General features: G+C 75.8%; 1 protein-coding gene and 1 pseudogene. Both read left to right on the plus strand.

Features of this window, described 5'->3' with window-relative positions; genetic code table 11:
- On the plus strand, positions 1-9,117 hold a 9,117-nt coding region (locus BUE44_RS34875; protein WP_073503038.1), incomplete at its 5' end, for a type I polyketide synthase.
- A gap of 131 nt (positions 9,118-9,248) precedes the next feature.
- Positions 9,249-14,149: pseudogene (locus tag BUE44_RS34880) on the plus strand (beta-ketoacyl synthase N-terminal-like domain-containing protein); the annotation flags it as partial.

The raw sequence follows: 14,149 nt of genomic DNA on the forward strand, positions 1-14,149 counted from the left end.
CTCGCCCACGCACACACCCACAACACCCCCATCAACTGGACCACCCACTTCACCAACACACCCACCACCGACCTCCCCACCTACCCCTTCCAAACCACCCACTACTGGCTCACACCGCCCACCGCGACCGGAGACCTGACGCAGGCCGGGCTGCGGGACACCGACCATCCGCTGCTCGCAGCGGTCGTCCAGCTCCCGGACGACGGGGTCCTCTACACCGGGCGGATCTCCCTCGCCGACCACCCGTGGCTCGCCGACCACGCCGTCGGCGAGACCGTACTGCTGCCCGGCACCGCATTCGTCGAACTGGCCCTGCACACAGGGCAGGAGACTGGACACGACACCCTCGAGGAGCTGACGCTCGAAGCGCCGCTCCTCCTGCACACCGGCCAGGCGGTCCAGCTCCACCTCACCCTGAGCGCGCCCGACGACGCCGACCGCCGTACCCTCACCATCCACTCGCGGCCCGAACCGGCCGACGCCGACGACCCCGACGCCACCGCCTGGACCCGGCACGCCTCCGGGACGCTGGCGACCTCGCAGGGACCCGCGTTGAGCCTGACGGACACCGCCTGGCCGCCCGCGGGGGCGGATGCGCTGGACACCGACGTGCTGTACGCGGAGTTGCTCGCCCGCGGTTACAGCTACGGACCGGCCTTCCAGGCGGTCACCGCGGCCTGGCAGGACGGCGACGACCTCTACGCCGAGCTGCAACTCGCGGCCGAACAGCGGGACTCGGCGGCGGACTACGGCATCCACCCGGCGCTGCTGGACGCCGCCCTGCACCCGGGTCTGGGTACCCCGGGCGCGGGCGGGGGCGCCGCGGGTACGGGGACCGGCCTGCCGTTCGCGTGGCGCAATGTGCGGCTGCACGCCGTGGGCGCCGCGGCGGTGAGGGCGCGGATCGTGCGGACCGGGACCGACGCGGTGTCGTTCGTTCTGATGGACGCTGACGGCGTTCCGGTGGCGTCGGTGGAGTCGGTGGCGCTGCGGCCCGTACGGCTGGCGGACCTGGAACGTCTGGCGGGTGCGGCAGGCGAACCCGGCGCGGGCGGCGACCTGTTGCGCCTGGAGTGGCCGGTGGTCCGGCTGCCTGCGGGCGGACCGGCCGCGCTGGTCGTCCTGGACGACGGGGGCGACGGGATCGCCGCCGCGCTGCGGGCGCACGTTCCCGGTGTCCGGGTGATCGCCGGCCTTCCCGCGGCGCCGGCTGAAGCAGGTGACTCGGGCGCCGCGGGCGAACCGCGCGCCGGTGAGCCGCTGTTGCCCGAGGGTGCCGTGGTGGTCGTGCCGGGGCTGTCGTGCGCGGCGCTGGTGAGCGGGACCGACGGCGGTGACCCGGTGCCGTGCGCGGCCCCGTCACCGGCCGGGGTGCCGGAGCGTACGCACGTGATGGTGCACCGCTTCACGGCGCTGGCGCGGCGGTGGCTCGCCGACGAGCGGTACGCCGGGGCCCGGCTGGTGGTCGCGACCAGGGGCGCGGTGTCGGTGGACGGTGACGACGACGTGAGCGACATGCCCGCGGCGGCGCTCTGGGGTCTGGTCAGGACCGCGATGGCCGAGCACGCGGACCGTTTCGGCCTGGTGGACGTCGATCACGACAGCGCCTCGTATCTGGCGCTGTCGACGCTGCTGGGCGGCCCGGTGCGGCAGGCCGCGTTGCGTGGCGGCCAGGTGCACGTGCCGCGCCTGGTACGCGTCCCGGCGCAGCCGGAGGCGGCGGAGGAGGAAGCGGCGGAGGCGCCGCGGTTCGGCGGTCCGGACGCCACGGTGCTGGTGACCGGCGGCACCGGCGCGCTGGGCCGGCTGACGGCCCGCCACCTGGTGGCCGAACACGGCGTGCGCAACCTGGTCTTGACCAGCCGGCGCGGCGAGGCGGCACCCGGCGCCCGGGAAGCGGTGGCCGAACTGTCGGCGCTGGGCGCGAAGGCGCGGGTCGCGGCCTGCGACGTCGCGGAGCGCGACCAGGTGGCGGCCCTGTTGGACTCGATCCCGGCGCGCAATCCACTGCGGGCGGTGGTGCACCTGGCGGGCGTGCTCGACGACGGCGTGCTGACCTCGATGACGCCCGAGCGCACCTCGGCCGTGCTGCGGCCGAAGGTCGACGCGGCCTGGCACCTCCACACGCTGACCCGTGAACTCGACCTCGTGGCTTTCGTGTTGTTCTCCTCGGTGACCGGGGTGCTGGGCAGCGCGGGCCAGGGCAGCTACACCGCGGCGAACGCCTTCCTCGACGGCCTGGCCGGCCACCGCAGGGCCCGCGGCCTGGCCGCGACCTCGCTCGCCTGGGGCTTGTGGGCCGACCAGGGCGGCGCGAGCATGACGGGTCACCTGGACCGTACGGACCTGGACCGGATGGCGCGTTCGGGCATCGCGGCCCTGACGGCGCAGGAGGGGACGGCGCTGCTGGACGCGGCACTCGCGACCGGTGGCGCGGACGCGGTGCCGATGCGTCTCGAACCCGCGGCGCTGCGCCGGCAGGCCGCGGACGGCATGCTGCCCGATGTGCTGCAGGGCCTGGTCAGGACGCCGGTACGCCGTGCGGCGTCCGGCACCGCGGCGGACGGCGGTACAGGTGCCGTGCCGGGCGGTCTGGCCGGCCGGCTCGCGGCACTGCCCGCGGAGCAGCGCGCCACGGTGGTGCTCGATCTGGTGCGGACGCACGCGGCGACCGTGCTGGGACTGGGCGACCCCGGATCGGTGGCGCCGGACCGCGCGTTCAAGGAGGTGGGCTTCGACTCGCTGACCTCGGTGGAGCTGCGCAACCGGCTCGCGCAGGCGGCCGGGGTGCGGCTGCCCGCCACCCTGGTCTTCGACCATCCCACGCCGGCCCGGCTGGCGGCCTTCGTCCTGCGGGAGGTGGTCGGCGGCGCCGACGAGACCGTCGTCGGGAGCGTCGGCGGCGGGCCGCGGCCGGCGGACGACGAGGACCCCGTGGTGATCGTCGCGATGAGCTGCCGCTACCCCGGCGGTGTGGACTCCCCGGACGCGCTGTGGGACCTGGTGCTCGAAGAGCGCGACGCAATCGGCGAGTTCCCGGCCGGGCGGGGCTGGGACACCGACGCGCTGTACCACCCGGACCCGGAGCATCCGGGCACCAGTTACGCCCGGCACGGCGGATTCCTTTACGACGCCGACCGGTTCGACGCGGCCTTCTTCGGCATCAGCCCCCGCGAGGCGCTGGCCACCGACCCGCAGCAGCGGCTGCTGCTGGAGACGTCGTGGGAGGCCTTCGAGCGGGCCGGCATCGCGCCGGACCGCCTGCGCGGCAGCCGTACCGGGGTCTTCGTCGGCGTGATGTACAACGACTACGGCTCCCGGCTGCACCGCGTCCCCGAGGACGTCGAGGGCTACGTCGGCAACGGCAGCCGCGGCAGCGTGGCTTCGGGCCGGCTGGCGTACACCTTCGGTCTTGAGGGCCCGGCCGTCACCGTGGACACCGCGTGCTCGTCGTCGCTGGTGGCCCTGCACCTGGGGGCGCAGGCGCTGCGCCGCGGCGAGTGCTCGCTGGCGCTGGCCGGCGGCGTGACGGTGATGGCCACCCCGCAGGTCTTCGTGGAGTTCAGCCGCCAGCGCGGCATGGCGGCCGATGGCCGCTGCAAGGCCTACTCGGCCGCCGCGGACGGCGCCGGCTGGAGCGAGGGCGTCGGCCTGGTACTGCTGGAACGCCTCTCCGACGCCCGCGCCAACGGCCACCCCGTCCTCGCCGTCCTCCGTGGCTCGGCCCTCAACCAGGACGGCGCGAGCAACGGCCTGACCGCCCCGAACGGTCCGGCCCAGCAGCGCGTCATCGAACAGGCCCTGGCCGATGCCGGTTTGACGACCGCCGAGGTCGACGCCGTCGAAGGACACGGCACCGGCACGGCGTTGGGCGACCCGATCGAGGCGCAGGCCCTGCTCGCGACGTACGGCAAGGGCCGCCCCGTGGAACGGCCCCTGCGGCTGGGCACGGTGAAGTCCAACATCGGCCACACGCAGGCCGCCGCGGGCGTGGCGGGCGTGATCAAGATGGTGCAGGCCATGCACCACGGCGTCCTGCCGCGCTCCCTGTACGCCGAGGAGCCGTCCCCGCACGTGGACTGGACGGCCGGCGCGGTCTCCCTGCTGTCCTCGACCGAGCAGTGGCCCGCGCTGCGCCGCCCGCGCCGGGCGGGGGTGTCGTCGTTCGGCATCAGCGGTACGAACGCGCACGTGATCCTCGAACAGGCGCCTGCGGCGCGGGGGGACGAGCCGGGCGCCGAGGCGCCCTCGGACGAGCCCGGCGAGCCGGCGGCGGAGTCGTCCGCCGACGCGGCTCATGGCGGCGGCACCGTCGGTGACCTGAACGGCGTCCCTGCGCAGCCCGGGAGCAGGAGCGACGCCGTCGCCGACCTGACCGAGGCGATAGCCGCCGGTGTGCCCGGGGCCACGCATGGCGGCGGGGACGAGGGGAGGGTGGTCCCCTGGGTGCTGTCCGCCGCGACCGGGCCCGCGCTGCGCGCGCAGGCCGAACGGCTGCACGCGTGGATCGCGCGCCGGCCCTCGTTGACGCTGCCGGAGGTCGGCGGGGCGCTGGCGCTCTCCCGCACGGCGCTGGCCCACCGGGCGGTCGTGCTCGCCGGGGACCGGCAGGGCGCGTTGGGCGGTCTCGCCGCGCTCGCGGCCGGCGAGTCCGCCGGAGGCCCGCAGTCCGGTGCGAGTGGTGGCGGCGCGGGCTCCGCGCAGCTGCTGGACGGCACGCGGGGCCGTAGCGGCAGCAGCGCGGGCGGCAACGGCGGCCGTACGGACACGGCAGGGCTGCTGCCGGGCTCTCCGGACGGCACCGGTGGCACCACGAGCGGCGGCACCGCCGGTGAGGCGGCCCGACTCTCCCTCGGCACGGCGGACAGCGCCGCAAGTGGAGCGCGGCCCCAGGACGGCACAGCGGCACGGACCGGCCGTAGTGCGGACGCGGCGCAACTGCTGCGCGGCGCCCCGGGCCGCACCGGCGGCACCGCCTTCCTCTTCACCGGGCAGGGCAGCCAGCGGCTCGGCATGGGCCGGGAACTGCACGCCGCCTTCCCGGAGTTCGCCGCCGTCTTCGACCGGTTGTGCGACCGCTTCGACGGCGTGCTGGAACGGCCGTTGCGCGCGGTGGTCTGGGCGGCGGAAGGCTCGGCGGACGCCGGCTTGCTGGACCGGACGGAGTACGCCCAGCCCGCCCTGTTCGCGCTGGAGACCGCGCTCCACCGGCTGTTGGAGGCGCACGGGCTGGTGCCCGACGTGGTCATCGGGCACTCGCTCGGTGAGATCACCGCGGCGCACGTGGCCGGCGTGCTCTCCGAGGAGGACGCCTGCACGCTGGTCGCCGCCCGCGGCCGGCTCATGGGTGCGGTACGGCCGGACGGGGCGATGGCGGCGATCGGGGCGCCGGAGGCGGAGGTCGTGGAGTCGCTGGCCGCGTACGACGGCCGGGTGTCGGTCGCGGCCGTCAACGGCCCTTGGGCGAGCGTGGTCTCGGGCGACGCCGACGCGGTCGACGCGGTGGTCGGGGTGTGGCGGGAGCGTGGTGCCCGCACCAAGCGGTTGACGGTGTCGCGGGCCTTCCATTCCGCGCACATGGACGAGGTGGCCGCGCCCTTCCGCGAGGTGCTGGCGGGGCTGCGGTTCGGCGCGCCGGCGATCCCGCTGGTGTCCAACCTGAGCGGCGCGCTCGCCGACGCCGACGACCTCGGCGCGCCCGAGCGCTGGGTGGACCACATCCGGCGGCCGGTGCGGTTCGCCGACGGCGTGGCCGCCGCCGCCGCGCTCGGGGTGGCCCGCTGGGTGGAGCTGGGACCCGATCCGGTGCTGACCGCGATGGTCGACGACACGCTCTCGACCGAGGGCCGGGAGGGTGCCGCCCTGGTCGCGACGCTGCGCTCGGGCCGCCCTGAGGTGCGCGGGGTGGTCGCGGCGCTGGCCGGCGCGTGGGCCGACGGCCTCGCCGTACGCCTGCCGGGCCTGCCGGACGGCGTCGATCGCCCGCTGCCGGACCTGCCCACGTACGCCTTCCAGCGCCGCAGCTTCTGGCTGGCCGGCGAGGTCGGGGACAGCGGCGGTGCGGACCGGCTGGGCCTGGACGCGGCCGGGCACCCGCTGCTGGGCGCCGCGCTGCCGGTGGCCGGGGACGACGGGCTGCTGCTGACCGGCCGGCTGTCGACGGCCGCGCATCCGTGGCTCGGCGACCATGTGGTCGGTGATTCCGTGCTGCTGCCGGCGACCGCCTGGGTGGAGCTGGCGGCGACCGCGGGAAGCCGGGTCCGCGCCGGCCACATCGCCGAACTCACCCTGGAGCAGCCCCTGGTGCTGCCCTCTTCCGGCGGGGTACGGGTGCAGCTGGCAGTCGCCGCGCCCGGCCCCGACGGGCGGCGTACGGTGACCGTGCACAGCCGCCCGGCCGGCGACGACGACCAGCCGTGGACCCGCGTGGTCTCGGGCGTCCTCGCGCCGGAGCCCGAGGGAGCCGGCGGTGAGCCGTGGACGGGCGCCTGGCCGCCCGCGGGGTCGGAACCGGCCGGCGCGGACACCGCGTACGCCCGGCTGGCCGAGCTCGGCCTCGGCTACGGGCCCGCTTTCCAGGGCCTGCGCCACTTGTGGCGGCACGGCGGCGACACGTACGCGGAGGTCGCGCTGCCGGGCGACGTCGACGGTGCGGCAGACGGATACACCACGCACCCCGCCCTCCTGGACGCCGCCTTGCAGGCCCTCAACCTGACCGGGCCCGACGACGCCGTCGCGCGGCTGCCGTTCTCCTTCTCCGGCGTCACGGTCCACGCGCACGGCGCCGACACGCTCCGGGTGCGGCTGTCCCCGACCGAGGACGGCGCCGTCACCGTGCGGGCCTGGGACCCGGCGGGAGCGCCGGTGCTGACCGCCGAGTCACTGCTGCTGCGCGCGCTGCCGGCGGGCCCGGCCGGCGGCGGCATGCCCGCGGCACCCCTTTACCGGGTCGAGTGGCGGCCGGCGCCGGAGCTGACGACCCGCGCGGCCACGTCCACGGGCGCGGGACTCGCGGTGGTCGGCTCGTCCGCCGCCGGGGTCGCGGCCGTGCTTCCCGGGCAGGTGGCCGCCTTCGCGGACGTCGATGCCTTGCTGGGCGCACCGGGGCAGCTGCCGGAGACCGTGCTGCTGCCGTCATCGGCGTTCGCGAGGCCCGGCGTTGACGCGGACGGTCTTCCGGTGCCGGGCTCGGCCGACCTCGCCGCACTGCACGAGCAACTGCACGACGTGGCGCGGCGGTTGCAGGCCTGGACGGGCGACGATCGGTCTGCGGGCGCGCGGTTGGTCGTCCTCACCCAAGGCGGTGTCGCGGACGAGCCGCAGGGTGGCACGGTCGACCCCGGCGAGGCCCTTCTCTGGGGCCTGGTACGCAGCGCGCAGACCGAACACCCGGGCCGTTTCGCTCTGGTGGACGTCGACGGACACGCGGCGTCCTGGGCGGCGCTGGCCGCCGTACTCGCGGCGACCGGGCCCGGGCCGGAGTCGGAGTCGCGGTACGAGGCCGGGTCCCGGCCCCCGTCCCCCGTTGCCGAACCGCAGATCGTCATCCGTCAGGGCGAGGCCCGGGTGCCCCGGCTGGCCCTGCTGCCACCCGCAACGGCGTCCGGCGGCCGTACGCCCGCGGACGCCGTGTCTGCCTTCGCGCCCGGCGGCACCGTCCTGATCACCGGCGGCACCGGCGCCCTGGGTGCGCTGACCGCGCGGCATCTCGTCGCCGAGCACGGCGTACGCCACCTGCTGCTGGTCAGCCGGCGCGGGCCGACCGCGCCCGGGGCCGAGGCGCTGGCGGAGGAGCTGGCCGCGCTGGGGGCGGAGGTCATGGTGGCCGGGTGCGACCTCGCGGACCGGGCCGCGCTGGCCGCGCTGCTGGCCACGGTGCCCGCCGACCGGCCGCTGACCGCCGTGGTGCACGCGGCCGGTGTCGCCGACGACGCGGCCTTCGACCGGCTGACCGCCGACCGTATCGACCGGGTGCTCGCGCCGAAGCTGGACGCCGCCGTCCACCTGTACGAGCTGACCCGCGGCGTGGGCGCGCCCGCTTTCGTGCTGTTCTCCTCGGTGGCGGGCACGCTGGGCACCGCGGGGCAGGCCGCGTACGCCGCCGCGAACGCGTTCCTGGACGCGTTCGCGGTGCGGCTGCGCGCCGAGGGCCTGGCGGCGCAGTCGCTCGCGTGGGGCTGGTGGGATCTCGACGCGGGCCTGGCCGCGGGGCTCGGCGAGGGCGACCGGCGCCGGCTGCGCGCCCTGGGGCTCGCGCCGCTCAGTGCCCGGCAGGGCCTGGCCCGGCTGGACGCGGCGCTCGCGAGCGGCGAGCCCGCGGTGGTCACCGCCCGTCTCGACCTGGCGGGCGAGCTGCCCGGCGGCGCGGAAAGGCCCCTGGTCCTGCGGGACTTGCTGCGCCCGACGGGAAGGCGTTCCGCGGCGAGCGGCGTATCGGGACGCGACGGGGCCGTGCAGCCCGAGGGGGGCACCGGCGGTTCCGACAGCGACACCCTGCGGGCGAAGCTCGCCGACCTGTCCCCCGGCGACCGGCAGACGTTGCTCGCCGACCTCGTCGGCACGCACGTCGCGGCCGTGCTCGGGCACACCGGCACCGAGTCGATCAGCGCGGAACAGCCCTTCCGCGAGCTGGGGTTCGACTCGCTGACCGCCGTCGAGCTGCGCAATCTGCTGGGCCGGGCGACCGGGCTGCAACTGCCGGTGGGCGTCGTCTTCGACCATCCGACACCGGCGGCGCTGGCCGGGCACCTGCTCACCGCGCTGGCTCCGGCACCGGCCGATCCGCGCAGCCGCTTCCTCGACGAGCTCGAACGCCTCGAAGCGGTGCTCGCCACCCTCGGCGGCGCCGACCTGGCCGACCGCCCGGGCGGCGGCGACCCCGGCCAGGACGCGGCGGTGGCCTCGCGGCTGCGGTCGCTGGCGTCCCGCTGGACCGGGCTCACCGAGGGTTCGGCGGACGGCGGCGCGGCGCCCTCGGACACCGAGGCCTCCGGGGACTCCGTGGCCTCCGTGGCCGACACGGTCGCCGCCGCCTCCGACGACGAGATTTTCGACCTGCTCGACCAGCGGTTCGGGTTGGACCGCCACGATCCGCGACCCGACCTTCTCGACGGCTGAGAAGACCGAGACGACTGAGACGGATGACACAGATGGCCAACGAAAACCGGCTGCGCGACTACGTGAACCGGCTCGCGGTCGAACTGGACGACGCCCGCGAGCAGTTGCGTAAGGCGGTCGACCGCGAGCACGAGCCGGTCGCCGTCATCGGCATGGCCTGCCGCTACCCGGGCGGCGTCCGCACCCCCGAGGACCTGTGGGCCGTGCTGCGTGAAGGCACCGACGCGGTGGGGCCGTTCCCCGCCGACCGCGGCTGGGACGTCGAGCGGCTGTACGACCCCTCGCCGGACGCCGTCGGTCACTCCTACGTCCGCGAAGGCGGCTTCCTGCACGACGCGGCCGACTTCGACCCGGCCTTCTTCGGGATGTCCCCGCGGGAGGCCGCCGCCACCGACCCGCAGCAGCGGTTGCTGCTGGAGACGGCCTGGGAGGCCTTCGAGCACGCCCGGTTGCGCCCGGCGGACCTGCGAGGCACCGACACGGGCGTCTTCACGGGGGTGATGTACGACGACTACGGCTCGCGGCTCAACCCCGCGCCGGCCGGCTTCGAGGGCTACCTCGTCAGCGGCAGCGCGGGCAGCGTCGCCTCGGGACGTATCGCCTACGCCCTCGGTCTTGAGGGCCCGGCCGTCACCGTGGACACCGCGTGCTCGTCGTCGCTGGTCTCGGCGCATCTCGCCTGCCGGGCGCTGCGCGACCGGGAGTGCTCGCTCGCCCTGGCCGGCGGCGTGACGGTGATGGCGACCCCGGCGACCTTCGTGGAGTTCAGCCGGCAGCGCGGCCTGGCCCCCGACGGGCGCTGCAAGCCCTTCGCGGCCGCCGCCGACGGCACCGGCTGGGCCGAGGGCGCGGGGCTGCTGCTGCTCGAACGGCTGTCGGACGCGCGGCGCAACGGCCACCGCGTGCTGGCCGTCATCCGCGGCAGCGCCGTCAACCAGGACGGTGCGAGCAACGGCCTGACCGCCCCCAACGGCCCTTCGCAGGAACGCGTCATCCGTGCCGCGCTGGCCCACGCGCGGCTGGCGCCGCACGATGTCGACGCGGTCGAGGCGCACGGCACCGGCACCGAACTCGGCGACCCCATCGAGGCCCAGGCCCTGGTCAACACCTACGGCCGCAACCGCCCGGCCGAGCGCCCGCTGCGGCTGGGATCGGTGAAGTCCAACCTCGGGCACACGCAGGCCGCCGCGGGCGTGGCCGGCATCATCAAGATCATCCTGTCGCTGGAGCACGGCACCCTGCCGCGCACCCTGCACGTGGACGCCCCGTCGCCGCACGTGGACTGGGCGGGGGGCGCGGTGTCGCTGCTCACCGAGCCGGTGCCGTGGCCGCGCACGGACCGTCCCCGGCGGGCGGCGGTGTCCTCGTTCGGCATCAGCGGTACGAACGCGCACGTGATCATCGAGGAGGCGCCGGGGCAGGCGGCCGCGTCCTCGCCGGCCGAGGACGCGGCGGCAACGCCTTCCGCTGGAGCGGCAGGAGCAGCGGCCGGGCCCGTCGTGCCCTGGGTGCTGTCCGGGCGCACCGAGGGCGCACTGCGGGCCCAGGCCGAGCGGCTGCTCGGCCACGTCGACCGCACCGCGCCGGCGTCGCCCGCCGATGTCGGGCTGACGCTGGCGACGGCCCGTACCGCGTTCGACCACCGGGCGGTGGTCCTGGCCGCCGACCGGGACGGGCTGCTGGACGGCCTGCGGGCCGCGGCGGCCGGCCGGCCGGCCCCCGGCCTGGTCACCGGCACGGCCAGGCGCGGCACGCGTACCGCCTTCCTCTTCACCGGGCAGGGCAGCCAACGGCCGGGCATGGGGCGCGATCTGTACGAGGCCTTTCCTGCGTACGCTGCCGCCTTCGACGAGGTGTGCGCGCATCTCGACCCGCTGCTCGAACTGCCCCTCAAGCAGGTGGTCTTCGCCGCCGAGGACGACCCGCGCGCGGCGCTGGTCGACCGCACCGACCTCACGCAGGCCGCGCTGTTCGCCCTGGAGGTGGCCTCCTACCGCCTGGTGACCTCGTGGGGCGTGAGGCCCGACGTGCTGCTCGGCCACTCCATCGGCGAGCTGGCCGCAGCGCATGTCGCCGGCGTACTCGACCTCTCTGACGCAGCCCAACTGGTCGCCGCGCGCGGGCGCCTGATGGCGGCGACCCGCAAGGACGGCGCCATGGCCGCGCTCGAAGCGACCGAGGAGGAGCTGCGGCCGGTGCTCGACGCCGAGCCCGCGCTGAGCCTGGCTGCCGTCAACGGGCCGGCGTCCACGGTCGTCTCGGGGGACGAGGACGCGGTGGCGCGGGTCGTGGAGCTGTGGCGGGCACGGGGTCGCCGCACCAAACGGCTCGTCGTCGGACACGCCTTCCACTCCGCGCACATGGACCCCGTCCTGGACGCCTTCCGCGCCGTCGCGGAGCAGTTGCGCTTCGCAGCGCCGTCCGTGCCGATCGTCTCCGACGTGACCGGCCGGCCCGCCACCGACGCGGAACTGCGCTCCCCCGACTACTGGGCCCGCCACCTGCGCGGCACCGTCCGCTTCCACGACGGCGTGCGGTGGCTGCACGGCAGCGGCGTCACCGCGTACCTGGAGCTGGGGCCGGACGCCGTACTGACCGCGCCGGCCCGGGATGGCGTGGAGGCCGCGACGGACAGCGAGTCGGCGGCGTCCGGCACCGCAGAGGGCGACACCCGGGCCGCACCCGCCTTCGCCGCGCTGCTGCGCGCCGACCGGCCCGCCGCACTCACCGCCACGGCGGCGGTGGCCGAACTCCACGTCAACGGCGGCACCGTGGCCTGGGACGCCTTCTTCGACCCGGCCGGCGCGCACGTGGTGGACCTGCCGCCCTACCCCTTCCAGCGGGACCGGCACTGGCTGGACGTGCCCGCTGCGGCGGGCGGCGGTGACCCGGCCGATGTCGGCCAGTCGCCGGCCGGGCACCCGCTGCTCGGTGCGGTGGTACGCCTCGCGGAGGACGGCGGCTCCGTGCTGACCGGGCGACTGTCCCTCGCCGACCACCCGTGGCTGGCCGACCACGCCGTGGCCGGTACGGTGCTGCTGCCCGGCACCGCTTTCGTCGAACTCGCCCTGCACGCGGGCGAGGACACCGGCCACGACACCGTCGAGGAGCTGACCCTCGAAGCCCCGCTCGTCCTTCCCGCGGAGCAGGCGGTGCAGTTGCAGGCCACCGTCGGCGTGCCGGACGGCACCGGGCGGCGCGCCGTCAGCATCCACTCCCGTCCCGAGCCTGCGGACGAGGCGGCGTCGGTCCCGTGGACCCGGCACGCCACCGGCACCCTCACGGCCGGTGCCCCGGCCCCGAACCCGGCCGCCGAGGGCGGAAGTCGGCCACCCGCGGGAGCACTTCCGCTCGACCTCGCCGGGGCGTACGACACCCTGACCGCACGCGGGTACGGCTACGGCCCCGCCTTCCAGAACCTCACCGCGGCCTGGCAGGACGGCGACCACCTCTACGCCGAGATCCGGCTCGGCGCGGACGGGCCGGAGCAGGAGCCACCGCACGCGGCGGACTACGGCATCCATCCGGCGCTGCTGGACAGCGCGTTGCACGCGCTGGCGCTGGCGGCGGACGGCGGGACGCGGCTGCCGTTCGCATGGAGCGGGGTACGGCTGCACGCCACCGGCGCCACGGCCGCGCGCGTCCACCTCACCCGGATCGGTGAGGATGCGGTGGCCGTCGAACTGACCGACCCGGCCGGTCAGCCGCTGGTCACCGTCGAACGGCTCACCACCCGCCCGCTGGATCCCGCCGCGCTGGCCGCACCTGCTGCCGGGGCGGGGGACGCCGCCTTCCACCGGGTCGAATGGACCGCGCTTCCACTCGCCGGCGCGGAGACGGACACCGACCGTTGGGCGGTCTGGGGCGCGGACCCGGTCGGCCTGGGCCTGCCGAGCCACCCCGACCTCGACGCGTTGAGCGACCCCGCGCCTGCCGTGGCGCTGCGCTTCTTCGCGCCGCCGGACGGCGTGGACATGGTGGGACGGGCGCACGCGGCAGCCGAAGGAACGCTTCTGCGGCTCCAGGACTGGCTTGGCAGGCCGCAGACAGAGGACACCCACCTGGTCGTGTTCACCTCGCGCGGCAGTTCGGTCGACCCTGCGGACGATCCCGATCTGGTGCAGGCGACCGTGACGGGCCTGGTGCGGACGGCGCAGAGCGAGCACCCGGGGCGGATCACGCTCATCGACCTGGACGGCCACCCGTTCTCGACAGCGGCTCTGATCGCGGCGGTCGCCACCGTCCGGGCGGCCGACGAGCCGTACGCCGCCCTGCGCAAGGGCGAGCTGTCCGCACCGCGGCTGACCAACACCCCACAGGTCCAGCTCACAATCCCGGCAGACAGCGACAGCGCCTGGCGGCTCGCCCTGACCTCACCGGGCAGCCCCGACCACCTCGCCCTCCTCCCGGCCCCCGACCTCGAACAGCCCCTCAAACACGGCCAGGTCCGGATCGCCTTGGAAGCGGTGGGCCTCAACTTCCGCGACGTGCTCATCACCCTGGGCATGTACCCCCAGCCCGCACCGCACATCGGGTCAGAAGGCGCCGGCGTCATCACGGAGATCGGCCCTGGCGTGACCGGCTTCGAGGTCGGCGACCGCGTGATGGGCATCCTCACCCACGGCACCGGCGCCACCACGGTCACCGACCACCGGGTCCTCGCCCGGGTGCCGCAAGGGTGGACGCCCGCCCAGGCGGCCTCGGCGACGCTGGCCTACGCGACCGCGTACTACACGCTCGTGACCCTGGCGGATCTCAAGCCCGGGCAGAACCTGCTCATCCACACCGCGACCGGCGGCGTCGGCCAAGCCGCGACCCACCTCGCCCGCCACCTCGGCGCCCGCCTGTACGCCACCGCAAGCCTGCCCAAACACCACACCCTCACCACCGAACTGGGCTACGACGCCCAGGACATTGCGGACTCGCGGACCCAGGATTACGCCGACCACTTCCTGACCCGCACCGACAACCGCGGCATGGACGTCGTCCTGCACTCCCTCGCCCACGAGCACACCGACACATCTCTCCGCCT

This window comes from Actinacidiphila paucisporea (assembly GCF_900142575.1).
GTDB classification, from domain to species: Bacteria; Actinomycetota; Actinomycetes; order Streptomycetales; family Streptomycetaceae; genus Actinacidiphila; species Actinacidiphila paucisporea.